This is a genomic window from Aneurinibacillus migulanus (genome assembly GCF_001274715.1).
Lineage (GTDB): Bacteria > Bacillota > Bacilli > Aneurinibacillales > Aneurinibacillaceae > Aneurinibacillus > Aneurinibacillus migulanus.
Map to the genome: position 1 here is coordinate 2,807,827 of NZ_LGUG01000004.1, position 24,198 is coordinate 2,832,024.

Here is a 24,198-nt window from a genome sequence, read left to right on the forward strand (position 1 = left end):
CCCTGATAAATAAGGCGTTTCCTAAAATGACCGTTTGAGGGAACGCTTAGTGTACAAAAAAAATCACTTTTTAACTTCCGAAAAATGTACCTTATTGATAAAAAATAGACTAAAAGGTAAAAAACGATCAGTCCATAAATAATTATCTTACTCCACTAAAGCGTCCGATTGTTGAATATCAAATTTAAAATACTTAAGCATTGCTGCATCATTCGGTTCGAGGCAGCTAGTGTGCGTCACACGAGTATCAGAAACACCTGACAACCTATGGTATGAACGGCAGCATGAGCCGTAAAGGTAACTGTTATGATAATGCCTGTATCGAATTCTTTCATAGCGTATGAAAAAAGAACTCATTTATCCTGAAACATTTTCTACACGAACAGAAGCGAAGAAACGTATTTTTGAGTACATTGCATGTTTCTACAATGGACAGAGAATCCATTCTTCACGCCCAATCAATACGAACGTATGTACCAATCAACAGCATGATTCTCTCTATTCCATGTGTCCAATCTGTCTTAATTTTAATTTACTCATATCAGACAAGTGATTCCAATCATTATGGGGTACAAATGGAAGTAACCACTTAAGTGTATTATTATAAGAGAATTTTGCAAAACGCTCAATTATATAGTGGGATATTGACACGCAGAAAAAACATATATTTTATCCGTTTCTATACATAAAAACGATTGGGGAAGTATTTTTCAGCGAATGGCTATAATCGTGTTATGCTATTTATAGATTGCTTTGAAGTGAGTGATAGTATGAGTATTTTTATTTTGGAAGATGATGTGATTCAAGCCCAGCATATGAAGCAGCTGGTGAAGGAAATTTGTGAGAAATATCTGTTGCCATACGATTTTATCGAAGTGACAAGTAAAAGTGAACAAATTATTAAAAAAATCCCATCAACGACTTATGTGCCGATTTATTTTTTAGATATTGAAATTAAGAGCGAGGAGCGTAAAGGTTTACAAGTTGCACAAGAGATTCGCAAATATGATGCGCAAGGGATTATTGTGTTTGTGACGACGCATTCTGAATTTGCACCAATCTCATATCAATATATGGTATCAGCTTTAACATTTATCGATAAAGGTTTGCCTTATGATGAACGCTACCGCGTGTTTGAACAATGTTTACTTCAATATCAATCGCGCAATATAACTGTTGTTCCTACCGATGATTTTATTGTTGAAAACACTAATGCGACTGTACGTGTGCCGTTTGCAACGGTGGAATATATTATGACTGATGAGCCACATCGTTTAGCTTTAGTGACGACAGAGCGTATAGTTTATTTTTATGGAACATTAAGAGAAATTGAAACATTAGATAAACGTTTACTTCGCTGTCATCAATCGTATATCGTGAATACAGTACAAATGTCTTCCTATGATGCGACGCAAAAAATGATCATTTTAAAAAATGGCAAACGCGTTCCTGTATCGCGCCGTTTAGTGCGCAAAGTACGTCAACTATTAAAGGGTGAGCTGTAATGTATGTTTATGATATGGTCGCGATTGTGTTGATTGCAATTAGTCATGTCATATTATACATCCAAGTCATTCGTTACAATCGCCTGCCCTATACAATGGTAATAGCTTTAAGCATTGTCTTTACGATTTTACTCGGGATCGTTGTGACAGTAACAGGTTATCCTGAATTTAATATTATTATATTGTTGTTGTTCCTATTAAGTTTAGGTTTGATACAGGATAAATTAACATTTATGCAAAACTTATATTTTGCATTAGTTAGTATGGTAAGCATTACATTAGTAAAAATGGTGTTACTGGATTTTGGAATGAAGCTGTTTATGTTAACACCATTTAATTTGTATTTATGGACAAGCAGCGTTATTCATCTCATCGTTTCGATTGTCATTGTTATTAGTATTGTGTTGTGGTGTAAACCGATTCAAAAGCTTGCCCAGTTTATTGTAGATAGCCCCCTTTATTATGTAAGCTATGTTCTTCTTGCTGCGGGGCTCATCATAGAGCTAATTTTAACTATGCCTTCCACTAATTTATTGGCTACATTACATCAAAAGTATGGAGAAATAAGTTATATTGCGGCCATTGTATTATTTTTTGTGTTGCTGTTAATTTTGTTAATAAGCTGGCATTTGACAAAAGAAAAGATATTGGAAGAACATCAGGAGCATTTAGATAAAGAACTACTGGATTATGTGGAGAAGTTAGAATTCATGCATGATGAATTGGCTAGTTTCCGCCATGATTATATGAATGTGTTATTGGCGCTAGAGGAAGGCGTGCGCACGAAAAATTTGACGCAAATTGAACAAGTTTATTATGATGTGATCGCCCCTACCTCAAAACTGATAAACAATCGCGAGTTGGATATTGTGAAATTATCCCGAGTTAATATCCCTGAAGTGAAAAGTGTGTTGAGCGTAAAAGTGGTTACTTCGCAGCAACAACAAGTGAAAGTGATGGTCGATATCCCACAAACGATTGAAACGATTGCAATGCCTGTTGTTACTTTTATTCGTGCGATTTCAATTTTATTGGATAATGCGATTGAGGAAACGGTTCGCAGTAAGGATAAAATGTTGCAAGTTGCCTTCTTTGAAATGGAGGAACGTCAATATTTTATTGTGCGCAATAGTTGTAGGCATAAAGCGATTGATTTACAGCAAATATACAAGAAGCTCTATTCTAGCAAAGAAGGAAACCGGGGTTATGGGCTGTTTTCGTTAAAGCGTATGATTGATAAAACAGATAATGCAACGTTGGAAACAACTTTTGTAGCTCCTTATTTTACTCAAACCTTAATACTCAAAAAACAGTGATGTGAAGGCGTTGCTGTTTTTTTATGACCATTTATGATGAAAAATGAACCGAGTATGACAAAACTACATACTTAATACGATAGCTTTTATATACTTCAATCAAGGAGGGGAACGAGATGATTGGTATTACTTTCGCCACGGTCATAAGCATCGGATTACCCCTTACTGCATTGCTATATGCGTGTTGTAAGAAACGATATATTCCGTTTGTATTAGGTGTACTGGCATTTGTTGTATCGCAAGTTTTAATCCGTATACCAATACTGCAATATTTAGGAGAACATAGCACAGTCTATTCAATGTTTAGTGCTATGCAACCTGTTTTATTTGCTATAGTTATCGGTTTATCGGCAGGTATTTTTGAAGAACTGGCTCGTTTTATCTCTATGCGCTTTTTTATGGTGCAACGGGATTGGCAGTCCGGATTTTTCTTCGGAGCAGGGCATGGTGGCATCGAAGCGGTGTTATTTGTCGGTAGTAGTGCGGTGTTCTTATTGTTTTCATCAACTGCTATCGCTTACAGTAATACCTATTTTATCAGTGGTATTGAGCGTTTCTTTGCCATGTTATTGCATATAGGGCTTTCGATTATTGTGTTACAAGGCGTTGTGCGAAAGAGGTTTCTTTATGTTGTGCTCGTAATTATAATCCATGGGGTGGTAGATGCATTGGCTGGTATTTTACCGTTATATGTGCCGAAAGACAGTGCACTCCTTGTTGTGGAAGTTACGGTAGCGGTTATTGCGTTAGCCGTTTTCAATTATAGTTTATGGATAAAAAGAAAAGGAGTATTGCAATGAAGAGAATTTTATTAACTATGTTGAGTGCTATGGTAGTGTTTGTACTTGTAGCATGTGGTGGCAACAAAGTGGATGATTTGACTTCAAAAAAATATATCACGAAGGCTGAAGAAATCGTATCATTATTAAATAAAGGTAAGTATAAAGAAGTACACGCAATGTTTGATAATCAAATGAAAACAGGATTACCAGAAGAGCAAATGACAAAGCTTACTCCTATCATCAAGGAGTCTGGCGATTTTGAAGAGATTGATAAATCTTCTGTGGAAGAAAAAGATGGTCTTTATATCGTTATTCTTGTTGCGAAATACAGTAAAGAAAATCGCGTTTTTACACTGAGCTTTAACAATAAAGAAGAGGTGGCAGGATTATTCATTAAATAGGCTATGTTATGCAATTAACAATTCATTTCAACATAGATTTTTATTTATCTACAACTGTTAATAGTTTGTGAATAATCGTACTTAAACATTAGAGTACATTTTTGACGAATATAATTCATTCCCTTAAGTCTATTAAAAATCAATAAAGCTAGTGGAAAGGAAAAAATCGAGAAACCTGATCATTTTTACTTTCCAACATAAATTTTAGGCATGCTCAAATAAGCCTTAGCGGGCTTCATTTTTTGACTTATGCTGCATTGCCATGATTCATGGTATACTCATAAACAACACCCAGGATATCAAAGGCCGTTTTTTTCTTATAACGGTGGGATTTTCGCCCGTTTCGCTGTAGGAGGTTGAACAGGCGAAGGAGGATCTTTGATAGCTCTTGGGTGTTTTTTTGTGTAGCTTGAAACAGAAGTGGAAAATAGTCCTTAATCATATAAATCGCTTTATATTTACTAAGCTCTCGTTTTTTCTTTACAAGGAGTAATCCTTTTCCATACGAATTTTATGCTATACCACTGTTGATCATTGCTTGCGGTTTATGTGAACAGACCATTAATCACGAACCCCTAGTACTCATCAAGAGCTAGCCGCCTTCGGCAACATTAGCTCGAACCGTGTCCAGCCTTCGTCCACGTGTAAGCGCAGCTGCCCGCCATGCTTCTCCACGATGTGCCTCGCGATCGTCAGGCCAAGGCCCGTTCCGCCGTCGCTTTTTCTAGCGGCGTCGCCGCGAACGAATGCGTCGAAGACGCGGTCCCGCAGGTGGTCGGGGATGCCAACGCCGTTGTCGGCTGCTTCGATGCGGATCATCTCGTCCCCATCCGCAAGCGTTAGCCGCACATGCGTCCCAGGCGGATTGTATTTCAGCGCGTTCGCCAGTAGGTTGGAGACGGCGCGGTACAGCAGCTTCCCATTAAACGGAACGCTCACTTCCTGTGCTGGAATATCGTATTCGAATACAAAGCTTCGTTCTTCGAACAGGTCGTAATAGGCGACCGCCATCTCCCGCACGAATTCGGCAAGGTCGCTTGCTTCCTTGACAATCGGATAGTCAGGGCTCTCTAGCTTGGACAGCTCGAACACGTCGTCGATCAGCTCGGTGACCAGTTTTGTTTTGTCATGGATCAGGTTGAGCGTTCGCTGTTTCTTCGCTTCCTCCTCGATCATGCCGAGCTGCAGCGCATTGGCATAGCCTTGAATCGTCGTAATCGGCGTCTTCAAGTCGTGCGAAATGTGCACGAGCATCCGCTGCTTGCTTTCTTCAAGCTGCCGCTTCTCCGTTTCCGCCTTTTCCAATTTTTCCGCCATCACGTTAAAGCTCTCCTGAATTTGCGCCAACTCGTAATGCGCTTCGAAACGAAGCCTTTCGTGGTAACGTCCGCCTGCAATACTACAGATGCCCGCGGCAATTTCTCTGAGTGGGTTCGTCAATCGGGTCGCGGTCAGCCTGCTGTATACATAAACGTTGATCCCGAACAACACAAGGAACAGCAATCCCGTCTCCGCCAAGGTGCCCCAGAAGATCGACTGATTTTCGGGCGTTCCCTCGTCGAGCGTGAAACCCGCCTTTATATTTTTTTTCGGCAGCCTGACCACGCAGTATCGAACCTGTCCGTTATCGGTGCGAAACGGGGCAATGGAGGTGTAAAACGGATTTTCCTTCATATCGTAAAATAACGCGTTAAGCTCGCGTTCCGTATACGCATCCGGGCCGTCCTGTTTGATGCCCTTCAATTCGATTACCTGCAGCCGCTCGTCGAGAATTTCCACCCAGCCATGCAGGGCCTCGATCGACTCCGAGGGAATATCGGCTGTATGGGACCGGACGATTTCGCCTGCTTGCAGCAATGACATCTGCTGCGCAGGCAGCCAATCGTTCGTCCGCTCGACAAAAAAGAGCAGTAGCAAAATCACGCTTGCGCCAACCGTCAGCGAAAACATGATGTAGTTCCGAAGCAGCATACCGAACAGTTTCGATTTACGGCGCATGGAGCTCATCCTTCTTGGCGAATCGGTATCCAAGTCCCCGTACCGTTTTCAGATAAAACGACTCCCGGGGCGAATCCTCGATTTTATCCCGCAGCCGGCTGATTTGCACCATAATCGTATTGTCATCAGCGATGTACGGGTCAGACCAGACATTTTCGAAAATTTGTTTTTTTGTATAAATGCGGCCTGGTTTGCTCATGAACAGCTTGAGTAGCTTATATTCGATGGCGCTGAGCGCAATCGGTTCCCCCCGTTTATACAGGATGCACGCTTCGTGATCCAGCGTCAGATCGCCCAGCCGTATTTCGGTCGGTTCGGCCGCGGGGTCGTTGAACTCATACGTTCTGCGTAGCTGCGCTTGAATGCGCGCCACGACCTCCAGCGGGCTGAACGGCTTCGTGATAAAATCGTCCGCACCAAGACCCAGCCCGGCGATTTTGTCCGTTTCCTGATTTTTCGCCGACAAGACGATCACCGGCAGCTTCGATTGCTTGCGTATCCATTGCAGCAACTGGAAGCCGTCGAGATGCGGCATCATGATATCGATCACGGCCAAATCGACCGAGTGCCGCGTGAACAGCTCAACCGCCGCTTGACCGTCGTGCGCCTCGAGCAAATCGAAATCTTTTTCCAAAAACAGCTTGAGTAAATCGATGATATCCGATTCGTCGTCGACAAGCAAAATCGTTTTTCGCATCATTATCCCTCCCCGTTACACGTATGGTTCGAGCCTTGGCGCCGATCTCCTGCCATGTAAGGTTATTTTAAGAAAAGTGAAAGTCCGTGGAAAGAAACGGTTCCCATAATGGGCAATGTCCAGTGTCCAAAGTCTGATATGTCATGTCCAAGGCAAATCAGAATTCATGATTGGCTGCAAATGAGCCGGGCTCGGCAACAGGCTGTATAATACGGCCCAACTCATGCCGCAGAAGAGGCAGTTGCAAGCGGTAAAGGTGCTTATTTCGTCCTTCTTTGATGCAATCTTGAACGAAAAAAGCGAATATCGCATCGTGTTCTAGGACCTCAGTTATACAAGGGAGTGGATGCCGGATACGATGTACATCGGCAACTATTTGGATGCACGGACAACGGTCATCAGCAGCTTCGACGAAGATATCGACCTAGGCACGATAAGAAGGAGGCGTTCGTTGAGTGGCCCCTTACTTGGGCGCTGCCTACGAAAGAGACGGTGTTCCACTATCCGCTTATAACACCAATAAAGCATGAATTTCTTTCAAGATTTAAAAGTATTTTTCAGTCATTTAATTGCGATATTTGTTTATGTACTGAAAACCACGAACACCCTACATTGGGTATAGGTAACTTAGAATACGAAGACTACTGTTACTATATGAAAGATGATAAAAAAAATTTGTTTTTAGAAGATTACGGCAAACAAGATGATGGTATAGAAATAGATGCACTATACGAAAAATTATCTAATCAAGCAATCTCTAACTTAAAACATTTAGATTGGAATAACTTAATGCCCAAAAATGAACGCCACGGTGTAGAAAGCCAAGAACGGTATAGAAATTTACCCGTAGAACAGAGATATAAAATTGTAAACGCAAATACAGAAACTGAAATAGCATTTAAGCAATGGTTAAACGAAATTGTACAAGCTGGTAAAAAATAAAGGAACTCGCTTAGTGGAGTTCCTTTACATTGTGTTAAAATCAACATTAAAGTTTAACAGAGCCATTGAAAAAAAAGATTTTTACTTGACAAAAATATTCTTAGCTCATTATTGTGGATATTTTCCTTTTTTGTCTATCCTAAGCTAATGAGTGAATAGTTTACTAATGACGTGGTGAACCGTACCATAAGTGACGGCGAAATTTTGATATAAAACCTTAAGGAACTTAGGTTTTAGGGCTTTCCTAAAATAGGGAACCCCCCTTCTGTTTAGTCTATAATACCTATCCTTGTGTCGTTGCAACATGCTCCTGCAGCGCTAATTCGAATGCGGTTTTTGGACCTGCTGTAACCCATACATGCGTATTGAACAAGTCGTCGATAAGTGTCAGGGGCGGCTGCACAGGTCATAACGGAACACCCTTACATTTACTCTTAAGGTGATCCGCTGATGCGTGAATGTAATGGTTCATTTGCAATTATTTATTCTGAAAAATCTTGCCTTTTACCTCACCAATTTTGATTTTTCCGTTACCAGATTGTGCAATGATTGCATTTTTCATCACGTGGTTGATATCCAGGTTTCCATCTTCGACATGTATCTCGGCCGAACCATCTACGTGATCGATATTAATATGCCCATTGATATTGTTAATGGTTACATCCGAACCGATATCGTGAATAGTAATATTACCATCTCGATTATTGATTTCAAGTGATCCAGACAGGTTCGATACTTGAATATCACCGTTGATATTATCAATCTTGGCACTAGATGATAAATCGGAGATGTCAATACTGCCGTCACGATGTGAAGTAATGTCCACTTGAAGTTGTTTCGGAATCTTGATTTCCAAATCAACTGCTCCCGACCCCATAGCAAACAATTGCCCTCCAAACTGCGCATCCAAATAAGCATTTTCTTTCCGTGCTTCCAGTTTAAGTTTCAATTTTTCCATACTGATACCTTTGGCTTTGGTCAGAGCAACAACTTCGATCTTACCCGAATCAGCGCTGCCTGTAATCTGAATTGTCCCATTTTGATGGTCAATGACGAGCTTGGATAAATCGTTCGCGGGTAATTCCAGCTTCTTCTCCGATTCTTCTTTTGCTCCGCAGGCTGTAATCAACAGCAGCAACGCTAAAATAATAGTGCCATGCATTATCTTCATTCTTTTCATATATATTCACCATTTTCTTATAGTGGTTGTTTAAAAAGTTTGTTTTTTAGGAGACATCACACTTTACAAACAAAGGATATGATATCAAATGCATGACTGCGAGATGAAGCACGATAAATATAAGAGAAAACCCTAACGTTAACCCATCAACAGAAGGATTTCCGTATAGGAACGGAGTAAGGTCAGTGTGGGAGAAGACGAAGTATTTTGTCCAAGCCCAGCCGTCCATCGCAATTGCGATACTGAATCCAGTCATCGAAACGAGCAGGGAAATCACGATGGAGAAGGTCGTGCTTCGAAAGGCAGCAGAAATCATGAAAGTGAGCGTAATCGTGATTAACAGAAATGGAATATTGAGCACATATCCTGCCAGTAAAGCCTGCAAGGTAGGTACTTCCCTTACAGCTTGGTCTTTGACATAGAAATAACTGTCCACTAATCCATCGAAACCGAATACGAAGCCGCCAAGGAGGATAGACACGAGTATGCTAGCTGCGGATAACGACAGGCCGAATAGGATGGCGGCGATGTACTTGGACAGATAGATTTTGGTTCGGCTCGCCGAACGGGTCAACAGCAGCTTAATCGTGCCAGATACGAATTCGGCGGAAACAATTTCGCCAGCAATAATGACGGAGATCAAGGACGTCGTAAAAATGATATTTCGCACCTGACTTACCACAAAACTCCACGCATTAGTACTAGGTGGAATGTTTTGATCTAAATAATATTGATTCAACATGGTGCGTTTCTCGGCCTGCTTGATTTCAATCTTCAGCGCATCTGGATTGGCAGCTTCCTTGCTAAATTGCACATTTTCTTGTTCTAGCTGTGCTCTCCAATTGTCACTCGTAGTGCCGCTTCCGGCTGCCTTCAAATTCACGATTTGAACCAGCACGTATAGCAGAACGATAGCAATCATCACCCACGTACGCTTCCGTTTATAAATCTTCATGTTTTCATTGCGAATGAATGAGATCAATGTTTTTCTCCTCCTGTTATCTCCATGAACTTGTCTTCCAGCGTCTTCTTAACCGTATTCACACCGTACACGTTAATTCCCGCCGCCATTAGCTTTTGGCTAATCTCTGGAATATGAGCTTTGGCGATACGTATTTGAATGTGATGTTGATCGATCGTAACTTCATCGCCGGCCATGATCGCTTGCAGGCTCTGTACTGCTAGATCCGGTCGGTCAACCTCGAATCGGACTTGGGTTCGTTCGTTATCTGTCATATCTGATATTTTGTGAACGTCAACCAGTTTCCCTTTTTGCAAAATCGCGACGCGGTCGCACATCATTTCCATTTCAGACATGAGGTGACTGGAGCTCATAATGCCTACGCCTTCTTTGTGAGCCAGATGCTTCAAGTGGCCTCTCAGCTCGCGGATACCAGCCGGATCGAGTCCATTGGTAGGCTCATCAAGCAGAAGTAGGGAAGGTTTATGGACAAGAACGACAGCAAGGCCTAATCGTTGCCGCATGCCTAGAGAGTAGGTGGCTACTTTATCGTTGATACTGTGCTCCAATCCAAAGAGAGCAATGACTTCTCGGATTCTTGCTTCTGTCACGTCTGGCGTCATACGGGAGAAGTGAATCAAATTATCATAGCCGGATAAAAATTTGTACAAATCCGGATTTTCCACGATGACCCCAACGTGTTTCATGGCTTGTTCAAAGTGTGCATGAACATCCGTGCCGTTAATCAGCACTTGACCTCCCGATTTGGACATTAGGCCGACGATCATTCGAATCGTCGTCGTTTTTCCTGCTCCGTTCGGACCGAGAAGTCCCAGGATTTCTCCTTTTTCCATATTCAGTGTTACCTGATCGACAATAATCTTGTTTCCTATCCTTTTCGTGAGATCACGAATCTGCAATAGCGACAATGCAACCACTCCTTTTAATAACAATTGGAATGAGATATAATTTTCCGTATTCTAGCGGATTCATCTCAGCCATCCTCACTCTAACAGAACGGTTGTCATAAAGCCGAGTGACAAACAGTCATAACCTTGATATGACAAGGGAAATCGGGATTGTTCAGACTAATTGTCGCTCATTTCAAAAAAAGTGAACGGAGTTATACATATGCGTTTTCTTATCCAAAATCGGTGGTCATGGCAGGATTGGACCATGCTTTCCATTCGTATCCTATGGGTAGTTACCGTTATCATTTTGATGTATCAGGATCAGCCTACCTTTCCTTTTTGGATGGTGTTTGTTCCTCTTTTGCTATGCAATCTTGTCCCTTTTTTATTTGTGACAGGTCACTACTATCGATATCTGATCGCGGAGTGCTTGTTTGCTGGTGGAGCGTCCTTATTTCTTGCTTACGATCTTGATTTGATAAGACTGTTCCCACCTGCCCTCTTTACGATTGCGTTCTATAGCCGGGGCCGAGTCCACTGGTGCTCGCTGCCTGTTGCTGTGGCGCTGTTTGCTTTGAGCGCAGGGAATTCCGTTAGCTTATCGTTGTCACACCCTGTCATATGGCAAAGCTTATTTGATGCGCTTATCTTCTATGGGATGAGCTATGCACTGCAAAAGGGAGCCTTGGGAATCAATGCCATCAAGGAGAAACTTGCACTGATTAAAGAGCAATATACGATTTTGGAGCAGTATTCCTCACAGATTGAAAGAATGACGTTGCTGGAGGAACGTTACCGCATAGCCCGTGAGCTGCATGATACGATTGGTCATACCTTTACTTCCTTGATTTTAGGGATGGAGACATTGAAGTTCCATATTCATTCGAATGAGGGAGAAGCTAAGCTACAGGGAATGCTCAAGCTGGCGAGAACGGGGCTGGACAACATTCGCCGTCAGGTGCATCAGATGGATCCAATCGAAGATGCGCAGCCTTTGGATCGATCGTTGCTTCAAATTTTGGATGAATTCAAGACAAACACTGGGATTCGGACTGTATTCCGCACAATGGGCGAGCCTTACCCTGTAATGAAGCAGGTCAAGTTTGTCTTGTATCGCTGCCTACAGGAGGCTCTGACCAATGCCAGCCGCCACGGGCAAGCCGGTACGATTCAAGTCCTTCTTCAATATGATCATACACAGGTGATGCTGCAGGTGCAGGATAACGGCAAGGGTGATGATAACCTTCAATATGGATTCGGTCTGACAAGCATGAAGGAGCGATTAACCTCATTACAAGGCAAGCTCTATATCCACTCGCAAGCGGATGCGGGCACGATGGTGACCTGCACGATCCCCAATCCATCTAATGAAGGTGGACAGAAAATCAAAATCCTCCTGGCTGATGATCAATCCTTGATCCGTGAAAGTCTGAGGCTATTGTTAGGAGAAGAACAGGATTTTGAAGTGGCGGTTGTTGGAGACGGCAAGCAAGCCATTGCGCAATGCAGGAAGGATCGTCCCAACATTGTATTAATGGACGTCAACATGCCTGAGATGGATGGTATCGCGGCTACAAAGTCCATTAAAGAGACGTGGCCGGACATTCGGATCATTATGATTACGACAATAGAGGATGTCTCCCTGGCGTCTGAGGCGCTTCGTATTGGAGCAGAAGGCTATATGCTGAAATCAATACACCCCAAGGAGCTGGCAGCAACCATTCGGCTCGTATACAGTGGAGGAACGATGATCTCGCAAGACGTGGCCCATCAATTGTTCCAATATCAGACAAGGGATAGGGCGCCAAATCCGTATGAGCTGACTGAACGGGAAATCGATGTTCTCCGATGCCTGACAGAAGGATTTCGCAATAAGGAAATTGCGCAAAGGCTGCATTTGTCAGAAGGTACGATACGGAATTATATCTCATCCATCTACCTTAAGCTGCAAGTAAATGGCCGTGAAGAAGCTGTAGAAAAGGCAAAAGCTGAGTGTCTCACTTAACAATGTATAGGAGAGGATGTTCGCTTGTTCAGAAATACACGAACAGTATAGCGCATATAGCTTATTCAATATCTTGCTCATTTTCATCCAAGTGATGTAAGTACTCTTGAAACACGATGAGTAGGGCCCGATTTTCAAAATGAAGGCTATCGAGCCATCGACGATGTTGCCATGTCCAATTCCGTACGCCTTGCGGCGCACGCATCCCATGATGCAGCAGAAACTTGGAGAGGCGGTGCCGGGCACGCAACAAATCTTCTTTCGCATCTTCTCTTGCACGTACCAAATCACGTAGCGCCTCATCCTCTTCCTGAGGAACCCACACAGCTGTCAATTCTCCTGCCCGTAACAGCTGTGCCAAACGGAGCGCATCTCTATGATCTGTCTTTACGCGATCGCCCTGGCGTACCGGAATGAGGGAAGGAGCCACAACGATACACCCCATATCCTGTTGGTCCAGCTTCATAGCATATTTCGAGTTGTGCATTTTTCCCTACATGATCAACCCGTTTGCGAATGGCTTCTGGAGTGTTTGGAATCATACCGTAAAAACGTGGGGCTTCTCGACCTGAATCAGCAATCGCTACAGCAATAGATTCTTTGGAAATATCTAAACTGATGTATTTTATGATATCCTTCATAGTACCAGCTCCTTTTTTCATATTATGGCTCTGTACTGGTCTTCTACATCCAGTGTAACCCACGCGATTATGAAAAATAGGGGCCGGCCTCGTTCATTATGACTAAGAGCAACAAATACTCCCAAAGCAAAAAAATACGCTATTCTTTCTCTATGACTCATAGAAAGGATGGTGCATTTTTTATGACTGCTTCTATATCTCAAGAGTTACGATGATTTGCGGAGGAACTTCAGCATTCTTTATCATTGAGTACCTTACAACAAGTAGCTAGGGAAGTTGGATTTGTTCAACGAGAAAGTACGTATCAAGCACAAGATTTAGCAGCTTTATGTATATGGGTAAACCAACGTGCTGCTGAAATTTCTTTAACTCGATTATATAGTTGTTTGGAAGCTTCAACTACAATATGGTTAATAATATACAATAAGTTTACTATAATAAAAATATGTAATCTCCGCAATAAATTGAATATTTTAGTATTTTTCGTTTTAAACTAGCTATAATTGCATCAAATAATAAAAATAAATGCAACTAAATTATTTTGGTTAGTATAAATCTAATTTTTAGAACCCGATCAAGGACCGGAAGGCAAATGGTATACTAAGAAGTAACAGAAGAAAAGAAAAAGTACGGGGGAACTTATGAGAAGAAGATTGGACCTGCGCGTAGATTTCGCCTTTAAAGCTTTGTTTGGTACACATGGAAATGAATCCATTCTGGCCGCTTTTTTGAATGCTGCTCTCCGTTTGCCTGATAACCAAAAGATTACAGAGGTTACTTTGCTGGACCCGCAGTTCAACAAGGAGAATACCGAGGATAAAAAATCAATTCTGGATGTACATGCACAACTTGAAGACGGAAGTCGTGTAAATGTAGAAATCCAGGTGAATAATAAGCATGATATGGAAAAAAGAACCTTGTATTATTGGTCTCGTATGTATACGAGCCAGATGAAAGAGGGGATGGATTACGGAGAGTTGTGCCGAACCATTACCATTAATATCGTTGATTTTCGCTACCTCTCGCATACACCTGGATACCATTCGATTTTTCAGTTATACGAAACGGAAGAGAAGTTCCTGTTAACCGATACACTAGAGATTCATTTCATGGAATTGCTTAAGCTACTAATCAAGTGGCGACGTGGGGAAGTGAATCCACGAGAAAACCAATTGGTGCGCTGGCTGCTTTTGCTTGAAGCCTCGGAAGATGAGGAAATTACGCAAGTATTGGAGGAGATCGCGATGCAGGAAGATCAAACCCTAAAAAAAGCGATAGATGAATGGGAACGTGTAAGTCAGGACCCTGAAGTTTTATTGGCCTATGAAGCACGTAGGAAAGCGCTGTTGGATGAAAAATCCGCTTTAAAAAGAGCTGAAAAACAAGGTGAAATAATAGGGGAGGAAAGAGGAAAGAAAAAAGCCATCATGAAAGTTGCCTTGAGCATGATACAAAAAGGAATGGATAACGAAACGATAGCCGAATTAACCGAGCTTACACAAGAAGAAATTGAACAACTCCGCAGGCAATAAAATAACCCCTGGTTATTGGATACCATTCCAAAACCAGGGGTTTGTTTTTGATGGATAACAAGACAGAAAGGTGAACAGCTTTATATAAACTATATTTCATCTTATTAATTATAGAAACCGTACATTTGAAGGATAGTGTTCTTATTCTAGGGATCCCGCCAGCATTTTGACATAAAACCTACGCTAATACAGTTTTTAGAATTGAAAAAGTGATTTTTGTACTCTAAGTGTTCTCTTAAACATATGTTTCGTAGAAATATAGGGAGTTTGTTTTAGGAAAGGTTTCTAGGAACAAAAAACCTGTAACTTACAGTCATTTGAAAGCAAGTTACATGAATTCCCTTAAACGAATGCTTTTGAGACTGATCTATCTGCTACTGCCTTTTTCAATTATTGTTTCCCAACTCATAATCTTCGTATTACTTCATCCTCTTGTTCTCTTTTAGGTCCCTTACACAACTATGATTTTATAAGTGCTGATAATGCCTCCCTATTTAAAATTATAACTTTCTTATACTGCAAGTTAATCCATCCTTTTTGCTTGAAATCATTCAACACTTTTGTAACCGTCACTCGGTTCAAACCAAGACAAACTGCCAATTCTTCATGAGAGTATGGTATGCAGTTTTCGCTAATTGCCTTATCTTTGTTTGGATAAGCGGTTTCGTCCAAAAGAAAACTGGCTACTTTTTCGTAACGGTCATAAAAGGTAGAGCGTTTTAACTGGTGGGATAAATGCCAACATGTATTGGATAGTAGTTGAAAAAGGATTAAAGTAAGTTCTTTGGATTGGCTCAGATAAGGATATAAATCTTCTAAAGTGCAGGATACTAATTCTACTCCATTTACTGCATCTACCGTCGTTTGTCTTGTAGATTGATATAAAAATGATGATTCACCAAAAATCCGTCCTTTCTCCACAATTTCAAGGGTCAACTCCTCTCCATCTGCGGAGATATAGTACACTCTCACCCTTCCTTTTTTTATTAAATACAGACGGTTGGCTTGTTCCCCTTGCATGTAGATATGTTCCCCGGCTTGAATACGAACACCGTTGCCTGCTTGTTCAAAATAAGTATATAAACTCTCTGGAACTTTTATGGTAACCATTATATCCTCCAAATAAAATTTGCTTAATTGTAGCATAGATTACATTTTGTTGAAATATTCTTTGTTATTTTTATTGAGATATCTATTCGGATTATCTTTTGGAAATATTGGTTATGGGGGAGTTGTAAACATGCAATTAAGGAAAGAAGCAGGGTACATATTTTCAATATTAGGGGGCATATGTTGGGCGCTTGCAGGTGTGTTTGGGCAATATCTCTTTCAATTTCATCAAATAACTCCAGAGTGGTTGGTATCTATAAGGCTCTTATGCGCTGGTATAATACTGATTGTCGTATGCAAGATAAGAGGGCGTAAGATCTTTAGCGTATGGAAGGAGAAGAAAGATATTAAGGATGTGATCATCTTTACAATATTCGGTACTGCTCTGTGTCAATATTCATATTTTTCAGCAGTTGCTACCTCAAACGCTGCTACTGCGACATTTATTAGTTACACAAGTCCCATTTTTATTATCATATTTATTGCACTAAAAACCAGAAGAAAACCCGCACTATATGAAATCATTTCGGTTTTCCTTGTTATAGCAGGAATATTTGTTGTGGCAACTCACGGTAATATACATTCATTATACATCTCAGGTGAATCATTGTTTTGGGGAATATTAGCTGCTGTGACATTCGCTATTTACAGTATCCAGCCGCAAAGATTAATGAGGGAGTTCGATACACTGTTAATTACAGCATGGGGAATGCTTATTGGGGGGAGTATGCTAATTTCGATTTTTAGACCTTGGAATCTAAATGGACTAAGCAATTTGCATGCATATGTGGCAATGGGTATAATTGTACTATTTGGAACGATATTATCTTATATATTTTTTTTGGAAGGTATTAAGAGAATTGGTGCAACGAGGGGAAGCCTTTTATCTTCAATAGAACCAGTGGTGGCTACAATACTTTCCGTTGTGTGTCTCAATGAAACATTTGAAATAATAGATCTGTTAGGATTTGCATTAATCTTATCGACTGTTGTTGTATTAGCAAAGGCTCCAAGTCATGGCTCAGAAGTGCAAACCCAAAAAATCTGGGAATAAGAAAAAGCCATCTATTTCCAGAAAATGCTAATACTCTCCATGGCCACATGAGTATAGCGATGCTGCTTGATTCAATCGATCAAATCAAGCAGGGGTCTCGCCACATCGCCATCAAGCTAATTTTTTAAGTAGCCCCAAAACGAAAAAACACTATTCTTTATCTTATTTTAGAGAAAAGAGCATGTTTTTTCATTTTAGGGATATCGGAAAACTCTAGCTTGATGGGCATTGGAGCTGCTACTTATAACGAAAATTGCTTGAAGAAATCTAGCTTTTCATCTAAATAACCATCGTTTGTTTCAATACTACCCGTGATATGCGGATCATGCATGCACAATCCCATTAGCCATAAATGACGAATGCCTACCATGACAGATACTGCCTCTTTATCATTTTCTGAAAGTTGACGGACTGATGTATATCCTTGAAGGAAGGCGTTCCATAGTTGTTCAACTAACTCCTGATCTTCCTCCAATAGTTGCCGGGTCAATTTGAATGCAGCTAGATCGTAGGCGCGCCAGCCATATCCACACAGGTCAAAGTCATAATGAGTATAGGTCATATCTTCGCAGAAGCTAATATTCATATTTCCTTGAAGGTCTCCGTGACAGATACCCCAATCCAGCCCGTTGTGGATGAATTCGTTCAACTTTCCCTCCATTTTTTGAGCAATATTTCGAATGAAACGAAAGTCATCCGGTCGATGCTTCATCCTGGATTCGATAATGGCCAATGGATCATGAATGAGGGATTGGATATTCCAGGCTTGACGTGAATGTTTACTTGAAAACAAATCGCCTTTTGTATGAAGCTCAGCTACTGCTTTACCAAAAAGTGTGCTGATTTCCTCCTTTTCAATTTCTTGTTCTTTTCCCTCAGCATAGGTAAATAACACTCCAAAACGGCTCCCCTCCGGAACTTGTAATTTCGAGATGTAGTTTCCAAAAGTATCGGCGATTGGTACTGATACAGAGATACCTTCTTTATGTAAATGAAGCAATAGATCCATTTCGAACGCTATTTCTGATTCTTTCGTTCGCCAATCACTACGATATAGTCTAAATATCAATTTTCGACTTGCTGTCTCTACTATGTAGGTATCATTCATTCCTCGAAGAAGGTACTGAACCTGTATAATATTTTCTTTAGGATATTGTTTCTGGAGTACATGTAACAATGCCTTCTCACAAACGGTTGAATATGTCACAGTCAATGACACAGCATTCACCTCTTGTCTGTTATTTGGTAGTTTATTGCGTTTAACTGACTAAAAGTTTTAATAATGATATGGTTCATTGATAATTATTTGGTTTTAATAACCAATTATTACAGTATATACGTAATTAGTTTAAAATGGTTACATCAAAACTTTCTCCTTTTTCCTCGTTTTCGTATGAATTTGTGGCTTTGGAATAAAGTTTGATCATTTACTAAGTTTGCACCGATGACATAAATGATCTACCGAATAAAAAATAGGTTGCCTTGTTGTGGCAACCTAACTTTGGGAAGCTTCCTCAATATAGGCATTTTAAGTCGTGTTTTTTACGGTGGTTTTGTTGAGGAAATCATATTTCGTTGGGGAATAATGAGCTTAATCTTATGGCTGTTACAACTTATTTTAGGGCAATTAAATATTATTTCTGTGATTATTGCAATTGGTATTTCAAGTTTGCTTTTTGCCTTAGCACATTTACCTTCTATCAAAGTGGTGTCAGAAGAATCTAAGACCTCGATGTATGTATATACGATTTTTTGGAATGTGTGGGTTGGTATTTTTACTGGATGGGCTTTTTTTGAAGCAGGTATTTTTCCGCAATTATTGTACATATGTTATTTCACATACTATGGTATCCAATTCAGAAAATGCGTACTTACAAATAATACCGCAGGAACAAAAATATTGACACGAGTAGGATGCGCATAGTGTTAAAACATGAGTTTAGTTTTATATAAAGAGCTCGTGCTCAATATAGCCAATATAATTCGCACAAGTATCAAGAGAGTCTCAAAACTTATGGCATAAAGGGTAGTAGAAACTGTTATGACAATGCCTATATTGAATTCTTTCATAGTATGTTTAAAAAAAGTGGTTTATATTGAAGCGCCTTCCACACGAGCAGAGGCACAAAAACATATTTTCGAGTACATGACATGCTTCTATAATGAAAAGAGAATCCGCTTTTCTATTGTGGATTTCACGCCTAATCAATATGAATGTATACACTCTAAAAGCGTAACTTAACATGAAATTTTTGTGTCTACTTTGTTGACCTAATATCAGAATCAGTATGGTCAGATTGTTTAGTTAAAATATCAACCTATATTTATATACTATTAGTTTAGCAAAAATATAATTGATTGGATAGGAGTGTTTCATTTTGAATGAGAAAATTCTTTTGGTTGATGATGAAAAAGGACTTTTAGATATGTTGCAAACACTATTAAAAAAAGAAGGGCTTACTAACGTCGATTTTGCCACTAAGGGGCACGAGGCACTTACTCTATCGGATAAAGAGACATACAGTGTAATTGTCCTGGATGTAATGATGCCTGATATGGACGGATTTGAGCTATGTAGGCGTTTACGTGAAAAAACATTTGTGCCTATTATCTTTCTGACAGCCCGTACTACTGACTTGGATAAGTTAATGGGACTAGGAATTGGGGGAGATGACTATATTACTAAACCATTTAATCCATTAGAAGTTGTAGCTAGAATTAAAGCACAACTACGTCGGCATCATTTATATAAAGATAGTACACAAATAAAGCATGAGTCATTTGATTTTGGTTTTTTTCAACTTAATAAAACTTCTGGCCAACTTATTGTAAGAGGGAAAGAAGTAGAATGCCCAGCTAGAGAATTTGAACTGCTTACATTTTTGTGCGAGCATCCAAATCACATTTTTAGCATTCAGCAGTTATATGAAAGGATATGGGGACAATCATCAATTGGTGATGAAAAAACAGTAACCATTCATATTTCTAGACTTCGAAGAAAAATCGAACCAAATCCTAAAAAACCACAGTTTTTAATCAATATAAGAGGATTAGGATATAAATTTGTTCCTTTAGTTCAGCGGGAGAAATAGCAATGAAAGTATATACTCGACTTATTATTCATTTTTTATCTACATTGTTTCTTTTTTTTCTGTTTTTTGTTCTTATGTATATTTTGTTGCTTTTTAGCTTTTCTTATTTAAGTGATACGCTCACTTGGTTTAAACGTTTAGATTACAGTATGGTTAAAGCTGTGTATGTGGTTTTTGTCACACTCATTTTTTGCCTATGGTATGGTTGGTATACTGGTGCTCCGCTTTTTCATTTATTAGAATGGCTAAAACAACTTGCAAGTGGTACATATGAAGAACCGAAACTAAAAGAGCGCTTCTATCAAAGGACAAAGATGAGAAAGCTACATCGTTCATATCAAATATATGATGAATTGATTTTGTACATGCGGCGGCTCACCTCTAAGCTAAACCAGAATGAAATCGCACGTATAGAATTAGAAGAGATGAGGAAAGATTGGATAGCTGGTGTTTCTCATGATATGAAAACACCTCTTTCCTACATTAAAGGATATACTGCAATGATGTTGTCGCCTGATTATGTATGGACCGAAGAAGAAAAAGAAAAGTTCATTTGCATTATCCAAGAAAAAGCGCTTTATATAGAGCAATTAATCGAAGATTTTCAAATAAGTCAATTTACCCCTACTCTTAATACAAAGAAGCAGGATATTGTGGAGTTTATTCGTTGCGCTGTCATTGATATTGCCAATAATCCTCAAGCACAGCATTATCATTTTTCATTTCATGCAGAAGTGCCTCATATATACACATATTTTGATGAAAAGCTTATGTTACGTATTTTTTATAACTTGTTAATGAACACCATCATTCATAATCCCATGGGAACTCAAATACATACCGATGTGAAACTAGAAGAACAAGTCTTGATTACAATTTCTGATAACGGTATTGGAATAAATCAAAAGAACGTACAACATTTATTTGATAGATACTACCGCGGTACGTCTACTGATACACCGGAAGCAGGAACAGGACTTGGCATGTTCATTGTTCAACAGCTCATTTCTGCTCATGGAGGGACGATTGAGGTGAAAAGTATACAAGGGAAGGGAACTACCTTCTTGATTTATCTTCCGATACAAGGTTAACCTGTTGTTTATTTTGTGTTTACCTCCTGTTTACTTTCGTTTTTTAAACTATGGTTACAAAGCTTTACAAATAATCTAACCGTTAAAAAACGAGGTGAGCAGGATTGAACACAGTAACAGTAGAAACCGTTAATTTAACCCGCCGGTACGGAAAGTTTATGTCAGTAAATAATGTAAATCTTAAGGTTCCTCAGGGTGAAATCTATGGATTTCTGGGTCCTAACGGTGCAGGTAAAACAACGACCATTCGTATGCTCCTTGGTTTAATTAAACCTACAAGAGGAGAGATTGCAATTTTTGGAAAAGAACTTTCCAAAAATCGTATACCAATTTTAAAGCGGGTAGGATCGCTTGTAGAATCACCTTCCTATTATGGGCATTTATCCGGCCGTCAGAATTTGAAAGTACTAGCCAGGCTTCTTCAATTGCCGGATAAACGGATTGATGAGGTGTTGGACCTTGTACGATTAACAAAAAATGCCCAACGTCCGGTGAACGGGTATTCTCTTGGAATGAAGCAGAGACTTGGTATTGCTGCCGCTCTCATAAGCCGCCCAGAACTTCTTATTTTAGATGAACCGACTAATGGGTTGGACCCTGCAGGGATACAAGAAATTCGTGAACTAATTATCCAAATGCCAAAAGAGTATGGTATTACAGTTCTAATATCTAGCCATTTATTAAGCGAAATAGAACAGGTTGCTACGTATGTGGGAATTATCGATCAAGGAAAACTGGTTTTTCAGAATTCTATGAACGAGCTTCGTAAACTAAGTCAGCGGAACATACATGTTGAAGTGAATCAACCCATCGAAGCATCTCTATTGCTGCAAAAGCAGGGTTGGAAAGTCTCTATAGAAGATAACATACTGTCCTTTCCTTCTATTACACATGAACAAACGGCTTCCATCGTTAAAGAATTGGTTTTACATAGGTTCTCCGTCTATCGTGTAGTTGAGCACAAAATGTCGTTAGAGGATACATTCCTTGAATTGACAGGAACGAGGCAAAGTTTATGATATTTCGCCTCTTACTTGCCGAAGGAATGAAATTAAAACGAATCTGTCTATGGTTACCTCTAATAAGTGCGGTTATTTTGAATGTTGTCACAGCGGTAGAATGGTATCTCTATTTTAGACAGGGACCTGGTGGAGTATACGCAGGTTTTTCTGTCATGTTCTTGTTTTTATCGTTTATCTTACTCCTTAGTATTACATTACTGACAAGTATTATATCCAGTACTGAACACGATACTGGATCGTGGAAACAACTTTGTGCACTCCCTATTTCACGAATGTACATCTATCTTAGCAAAACAATTTTAGTTATTTCTTTGCATTTTTTAACTATTGTTTTTATTTTACTTGGTATAGTGCTTCTCTGGATTTTTTATACATCTAAGCCAATACCGTGGGGGTTTATGATTAAACAGTTAATTTATTGTTATCTGGCATCCCTTCCTGTTTTAGCGATTCAACAGTGGCTATCTACGCAATTTCAAAATCAAGCTATTCCTATTGCATTTGGAGTCATGGGAGCCATGTCGAGTTTATTTTTAGCACGAACGGAATCAAATGTTGTGCATATGCTACCCTGGGCATATGCCCCCTTATCTACACCTTTGTTAGATGAGCATATGCAATGGGTGTATATGGGTGTTATCTCAGGTATAGCATTAATTATTGCAGGAGCGCTTCGTTTTGCTAAAAGTGAAGTGCATTGAAGGGAGAATGAAAACATGAAGCAAGTTTTTATAGCAGAAGCCATAAAGTTGCAATGGGTTGTGATTATAGGGCTTATTCTGGCTGACACTCTATTAAATTCAGCACTCGGTCTCATACAAATGAATGATTTAAGAGATTTCTTCGAGCCAGGTTGGTTAAGCTTCTATATATATGCCGTTAATTTTCACTCCATGTTTTTTTATCCTCTCTATGTAGGTATTATTGCTTCACTTATATGCCTTTACGAGCATCGAAACGGTGGTTGGAAACAGTTATTGGTACTGCCTATTCCACGTTCCCAGCTTTACCTTGGCAAATTTCTGCTGTTAATTAGTATATTGGCCGTTACCCAACTCGTATTTGTTGGAGGATTTCTTCTAGTAGGCTGGGCCAAAAATGTGCCAGGGACTATTCCTTGGACCACTATTTTGAAAAGTGCTGTAGGTGGCTGGATTGGAATTTTGCCACTAGCAGCCTTACAACTGTGGCTATCTTTTAGAATCAAAAGCTTTGGTGCATCATTGGGAATTATTATCGCCTGTTTGGTTCCTAATATTGTTCTTACAGGTTTACACTCTTGGATTGGAGCTTGGTTTCCATTTACGCTTGCTTATTATATTATGATGCCTCAAGACTCTCCTTTTGCCCCTGAAGTAGGGTCGATTAGTTTATATCTCATTGTTTTATTCACTTTTATTATTTATTTAATAGGTGGCCAGCGCTTTTTTGTACGTAGGGATTGGATATAATATATGTTTTATAAAGAGGGTCCTGCCACATCGCCATCAAGCTAGTGGAAAGGAAAAGTTGAGAATCGGGAAACCTGATCATTTTTACTTTCCAACATAAATTTTAGGCATGCTCAAATAAGCCCTAACGGGCCGAAATTGCTCTATAGCACAACCGATCGAAATGGATATCGCCATTATAAGTCAGACCCTAAGCAATGTCAGGATTGTCCCTTACTCTCACAATGTACCAAGTCTAAAAAACAGCAACGAATCATTACATGTCATATTTGGCAAGAATCAATTGAACAAGTAAGGGAAAATCGATTGAGCAAATCGGGGAAAATGTTATACAAAAAGCGAAAAGAAACAATTGAGCGAAGCTTCGCGGATGCAAAAGAACTCCATGGGCTTCGCTACTGCCGTTTGCGGGGAAGGGACAATGTACAAGAGCAAGCACTGATGACGGCAGCTTGTCAGAACATGAAGAAGATTGCCAACCACTTAGCCAAGCAAGGATAGGTGGTT

The 24,198-nt window shown here is 39.9% G+C and carries 25 protein-coding genes and 4 pseudogenes; 19 read left to right on the top strand and 10 right to left on the bottom strand.

Annotation, left to right across the window (positions count from 1 at the left end; genetic code table 11):
- Positions 1-200 precede the first annotated feature (200 nt).
- The 5 genes and pseudogenes from AF333_RS35375 to AF333_RS15365 all read left to right on the top strand — a co-directional run.
- Positions 201-553: pseudogene (locus AF333_RS35375) on the top strand (transposase); the annotation flags it as partial.
- Between the two features lie 217 nt (positions 554-770).
- Entirely contained in the window at positions 771-1,505 is a 735-nt protein-coding gene (locus AF333_RS15350; protein ID WP_043066422.1) for a response regulator transcription factor, read from the top strand.
- Positions 1,505-2,821 (top strand): GHKL domain-containing protein, encoded by a 1,317-nt coding sequence (locus AF333_RS15355; RefSeq protein WP_043066421.1) that lies wholly within the window; start codon positions 1,505-1,507, stop codon positions 2,819-2,821. The genes AF333_RS15350 and AF333_RS15355 overlap by 1 nt, the downstream gene beginning before the upstream one ends.
- 116 nt (positions 2,822-2,937) lie before the next feature.
- Complete coding sequence (locus AF333_RS15360; RefSeq protein WP_043066420.1) at positions 2,938-3,621, top strand: YhfC family glutamic-type intramembrane protease; 684 nt, start codon at positions 2,938-2,940, stop codon at positions 3,619-3,621.
- Complete coding sequence (locus AF333_RS15365) at positions 3,618-4,004, top strand: DUF3887 domain-containing protein (protein WP_043066419.1); 387 nt, start codon at positions 3,618-3,620, stop codon at positions 4,002-4,004. The genes AF333_RS15360 and AF333_RS15365 overlap by 4 nt, the downstream gene beginning before the upstream one ends.
- 247 nt (positions 4,005-4,251) lie before the next feature.
- Here the strand turns inward: AF333_RS15365 and AF333_RS15370 are convergent.
- The 3 genes and pseudogenes from AF333_RS15370 to AF333_RS15380 form a co-directional block, all read right to left on the bottom strand.
- Positions 4,252-4,497 (bottom strand): annotated as a pseudogene (locus AF333_RS15370) (IS4 family transposase); the annotation flags it as partial.
- A gap of 92 nt (positions 4,498-4,589) precedes the next feature.
- On the bottom strand, positions 4,590-6,002 hold the full coding sequence (locus tag AF333_RS15375; protein WP_043066417.1) for a sensor histidine kinase: 1,413 nt from the start codon (positions 6,000-6,002) through the stop codon (positions 4,590-4,592).
- Positions 5,992-6,699 carry a response regulator transcription factor gene (locus tag AF333_RS15380; RefSeq protein ID WP_043066416.1) on the bottom strand — a complete coding sequence of 236 codons (708 nt, stop codon included), beginning with the start codon at positions 6,697-6,699 and terminating at the stop codon, positions 5,992-5,994. Before AF333_RS15380 ends, AF333_RS15375 begins: the two co-directional genes overlap by 11 nt.
- Before the next feature lie 346 nt (positions 6,700-7,045).
- Here AF333_RS15380 and AF333_RS35380 point away from each other — a divergent pair, with 346 nt between their 5' ends.
- Both AF333_RS35380 and AF333_RS31860 read left to right on the top strand, forming a co-directional pair.
- Positions 7,046-7,213, top strand: a complete 168-nt coding sequence (locus AF333_RS35380; protein WP_235496486.1) for a hypothetical protein — start codon at positions 7,046-7,048, stop codon at positions 7,211-7,213.
- A 140-nt stretch (positions 7,214-7,353) separates the two neighbouring features.
- Complete coding sequence (locus AF333_RS31860) at positions 7,354-7,641, top strand: hypothetical protein (protein ID WP_080787754.1); 288 nt, start codon at positions 7,354-7,356, stop codon at positions 7,639-7,641.
- A gap of 478 nt (positions 7,642-8,119) precedes the next feature.
- Here AF333_RS31860 and AF333_RS15390 read toward each other — a convergent pair whose 3' ends face one another.
- The 3 genes from AF333_RS15390 to AF333_RS15400 are packed head-to-tail and all read right to left on the bottom strand — an operon-like array spanning position 8,120 to position 10,711.
- Positions 8,120-8,812 (bottom strand): DUF4097 family beta strand repeat-containing protein, encoded by a 693-nt coding sequence (locus AF333_RS15390; RefSeq protein ID WP_043066436.1) that lies wholly within the window; start codon positions 8,810-8,812, stop codon positions 8,120-8,122.
- Between the two features lie 55 nt (positions 8,813-8,867).
- The gene (locus tag AF333_RS15395; RefSeq protein WP_043066415.1) at positions 8,868-9,803 is read right to left on the bottom strand and encodes an ABC transporter permease; all 936 of its coding nucleotides are present in this window, start codon (positions 9,801-9,803) and stop codon (positions 8,868-8,870) included.
- Positions 9,800-10,711, bottom strand: a complete 912-nt coding sequence (locus AF333_RS15400) for an ABC transporter ATP-binding protein (protein WP_043066414.1) — start codon at positions 10,709-10,711, stop codon at positions 9,800-9,802. The genes AF333_RS15395 and AF333_RS15400 overlap by 4 nt, the downstream gene beginning before the upstream one ends.
- A 202-nt stretch (positions 10,712-10,913) precedes the next feature.
- Here AF333_RS15400 and AF333_RS15405 point away from each other — a divergent pair, with 202 nt between their 5' ends.
- Positions 10,914-12,698 carry a helix-turn-helix transcriptional regulator gene (locus tag AF333_RS15405; protein ID WP_043066413.1) on the top strand — a complete coding sequence of 595 codons (1,785 nt, stop codon included), beginning with the start codon at positions 10,914-10,916 and terminating at the stop codon, positions 12,696-12,698.
- Positions 12,699-12,759: 61 nt separating this feature from the next.
- Here the strand turns inward: AF333_RS15405 and AF333_RS31865 are convergent, their stop codons facing one another.
- Together AF333_RS31865 and AF333_RS34170 are read right to left on the bottom strand one after the other, a co-directional pair.
- Positions 12,760-13,164, bottom strand: a complete 405-nt coding sequence (locus tag AF333_RS31865; protein WP_235496487.1) for an IS110 family transposase — start codon at positions 13,162-13,164, stop codon at positions 12,760-12,762.
- Positions 13,073-13,339, bottom strand: coding sequence for a hypothetical protein (locus AF333_RS34170; protein WP_052812109.1), 267 nt, complete (start codon positions 13,337-13,339; stop codon positions 13,073-13,075). Before AF333_RS34170 ends, AF333_RS31865 begins: the two co-directional genes overlap by 92 nt.
- 245 nt (positions 13,340-13,584) lie before the next feature.
- Here AF333_RS34170 and AF333_RS35385 point away from each other — a divergent pair.
- Both AF333_RS35385 and AF333_RS15420 read left to right on the top strand, forming a co-directional pair.
- Positions 13,585-13,740, top strand: a pseudogene (locus AF333_RS35385) (IS4 family transposase); the annotation flags it as partial.
- A 240-nt stretch (positions 13,741-13,980) separates the two neighbouring features.
- Positions 13,981-14,871: an Rpn family recombination-promoting nuclease/putative transposase gene (locus AF333_RS15420; RefSeq protein ID WP_043066412.1), complete on the top strand. Its 891-nt coding sequence runs from the start codon at positions 13,981-13,983 to the stop codon at positions 14,869-14,871.
- 459 nt (positions 14,872-15,330) lie between these two features.
- On the opposite strand, the gene AF333_RS15425 is transcribed toward AF333_RS15420, so the two are convergent.
- The gene (locus tag AF333_RS15425; protein WP_043066411.1) at positions 15,331-15,981 is read right to left on the bottom strand and encodes a Crp/Fnr family transcriptional regulator; all 651 of its coding nucleotides are present in this window, start codon (positions 15,979-15,981) and stop codon (positions 15,331-15,333) included.
- Positions 15,982-16,111: 130 nt separating this feature from the next.
- On the opposite strand from AF333_RS15425, the gene AF333_RS15430 reads away from it, so the two are divergent.
- The gene (locus tag AF333_RS15430; protein ID WP_043066410.1) at positions 16,112-17,035 is read left to right on the top strand and encodes a DMT family transporter; all 924 of its coding nucleotides are present in this window, start codon (positions 16,112-16,114) and stop codon (positions 17,033-17,035) included.
- Positions 17,036-17,276: 241 nt separating this feature from the next.
- Here AF333_RS15430 and AF333_RS15435 read toward each other — a convergent pair whose 3' ends face one another.
- Complete coding sequence (locus tag AF333_RS15435; protein ID WP_043066409.1) at positions 17,277-18,254, bottom strand: phosphotransferase; 978 nt, start codon at positions 18,252-18,254, stop codon at positions 17,277-17,279.
- A gap of 234 nt (positions 18,255-18,488) precedes the next feature.
- Here AF333_RS15435 and AF333_RS15440 point away from each other — a divergent pair, with 234 nt between their 5' ends.
- From AF333_RS15440 to AF333_RS15470, 8 genes and pseudogenes are all read left to right on the top strand, one after another.
- Positions 18,489-18,959 (top strand): CPBP family glutamic-type intramembrane protease, encoded by a 471-nt coding sequence (locus AF333_RS15440; protein WP_080787753.1) that lies wholly within the window; start codon positions 18,489-18,491, stop codon positions 18,957-18,959.
- A gap of 123 nt (positions 18,960-19,082) precedes the next feature.
- Entirely contained in the window at positions 19,083-19,277 is a 195-nt protein-coding gene (locus AF333_RS37470) for an IS3 family transposase (RefSeq protein ID WP_407638684.1), read from the top strand.
- A 133-nt stretch (positions 19,278-19,410) separates the two neighbouring features.
- Positions 19,411-20,127 (top strand): response regulator transcription factor, encoded by a 717-nt coding sequence (locus tag AF333_RS15445; RefSeq protein ID WP_139189105.1) that lies wholly within the window; start codon positions 19,411-19,413, stop codon positions 20,125-20,127.
- 74 nt (positions 20,128-20,201) lie between these two features.
- On the top strand, positions 20,202-21,218 hold the full coding sequence (locus tag AF333_RS15450; protein ID WP_158502439.1) for a sensor histidine kinase: 1,017 nt from the start codon (positions 20,202-20,204) through the stop codon (positions 21,216-21,218).
- A 104-nt stretch (positions 21,219-21,322) separates the two neighbouring features.
- Positions 21,323-22,237, top strand: coding sequence for an ABC transporter ATP-binding protein (locus AF333_RS15455; protein WP_043066406.1), 915 nt, complete (start codon positions 21,323-21,325; stop codon positions 22,235-22,237).
- Positions 22,234-22,941 carry an ABC transporter permease gene (locus AF333_RS15460; protein WP_043066405.1) on the top strand — a complete coding sequence of 236 codons (708 nt, stop codon included), beginning with the start codon at positions 22,234-22,236 and terminating at the stop codon, positions 22,939-22,941. The genes AF333_RS15455 and AF333_RS15460 overlap by 4 nt, the downstream gene beginning before the upstream one ends.
- Positions 22,942-22,956: 15 nt before the next feature.
- Positions 22,957-23,691 (top strand): ABC transporter permease, encoded by a 735-nt coding sequence (locus AF333_RS15465; protein WP_043066404.1) that lies wholly within the window; start codon positions 22,957-22,959, stop codon positions 23,689-23,691.
- Between the two features lie 120 nt (positions 23,692-23,811).
- A pseudogene (locus AF333_RS15470) lies at positions 23,812-24,192 on the top strand (transposase); the annotation flags it as partial.
- Positions 24,193-24,198 lie beyond the last annotated feature (6 nt).

Bases quoted from the DNA above. Each gene is read 5' to 3' on its own strand.
- AF333_RS15450 (WP_158502439.1), top strand. From the start codon at position 20,202: ATGTATATTTTGTTGCTTTTTAGCTTTTCTTATTTAAGTGATACGCTC.
- AF333_RS15440 (WP_080787753.1), top strand. From the start codon at position 18,489: ATGATCTACCGAATAAAAAATAGGTTGCCTTGTTGTGGCAACCTAACT.
- AF333_RS15430 (WP_043066410.1), top strand. From the start codon at position 16,112: ATGCAATTAAGGAAAGAAGCAGGGTACATATTTTCAATATTAGGGGGC.
- AF333_RS15380 (WP_043066416.1), bottom strand. From the start codon at position 6,699: ATGCGAAAAACGATTTTGCTTGTCGACGACGAATCGGATATCATCGAT.
- AF333_RS15390 (WP_043066436.1), bottom strand. From the start codon at position 8,812: ATGAAGATAATGCATGGCACTATTATTTTAGCGTTGCTGCTGTTGATT.
- AF333_RS31860 (WP_080787754.1), top strand. From the start codon at position 7,354: ATGAAAGATGATAAAAAAAATTTGTTTTTAGAAGATTACGGCAAACAA.
- AF333_RS15420 (WP_043066412.1), top strand. From the start codon at position 13,981: ATGAGAAGAAGATTGGACCTGCGCGTAGATTTCGCCTTTAAAGCTTTG.
- AF333_RS15425 (WP_043066411.1), bottom strand. From the start codon at position 15,981: ATGGTTACCATAAAAGTTCCAGAGAGTTTATATACTTATTTTGAACAA.
- AF333_RS15350 (WP_043066422.1), top strand. From the start codon at position 771: ATGAGTATTTTTATTTTGGAAGATGATGTGATTCAAGCCCAGCATATG.
- AF333_RS15465 (WP_043066404.1), top strand. From the start codon at position 22,957: ATGAAGCAAGTTTTTATAGCAGAAGCCATAAAGTTGCAATGGGTTGTG.
- AF333_RS35380 (WP_235496486.1), top strand. From the start codon at position 7,046: ATGCCGGATACGATGTACATCGGCAACTATTTGGATGCACGGACAACG.
- AF333_RS15360 (WP_043066420.1), top strand. From the start codon at position 2,938: ATGATTGGTATTACTTTCGCCACGGTCATAAGCATCGGATTACCCCTT.
- AF333_RS34170 (WP_052812109.1), bottom strand. From the start codon at position 13,339: ATGAAGGATATCATAAAATACATCAGTTTAGATATTTCCAAAGAATCT.
- AF333_RS15460 (WP_043066405.1), top strand. From the start codon at position 22,234: ATGATATTTCGCCTCTTACTTGCCGAAGGAATGAAATTAAAACGAATC.
- AF333_RS15375 (WP_043066417.1), bottom strand. From the start codon at position 6,002: ATGCGCCGTAAATCGAAACTGTTCGGTATGCTGCTTCGGAACTACATC.
- AF333_RS31865 (WP_235496487.1), bottom strand. From the start codon at position 13,164: ATGAAGCTGGACCAACAGGATATGGGGTGTATCGTTGTGGCTCCTTCC.
- AF333_RS37470 (WP_407638684.1), top strand. From the start codon at position 19,083: ATGCCTATATTGAATTCTTTCATAGTATGTTTAAAAAAAGTGGTTTAT.
- AF333_RS15355 (WP_043066421.1), top strand. From the start codon at position 1,505: ATGTATGTTTATGATATGGTCGCGATTGTGTTGATTGCAATTAGTCAT.
- AF333_RS15405 (WP_043066413.1), top strand. From the start codon at position 10,914: ATGCGTTTTCTTATCCAAAATCGGTGGTCATGGCAGGATTGGACCATG.
- AF333_RS15365 (WP_043066419.1), top strand. From the start codon at position 3,618: ATGAAGAGAATTTTATTAACTATGTTGAGTGCTATGGTAGTGTTTGTA.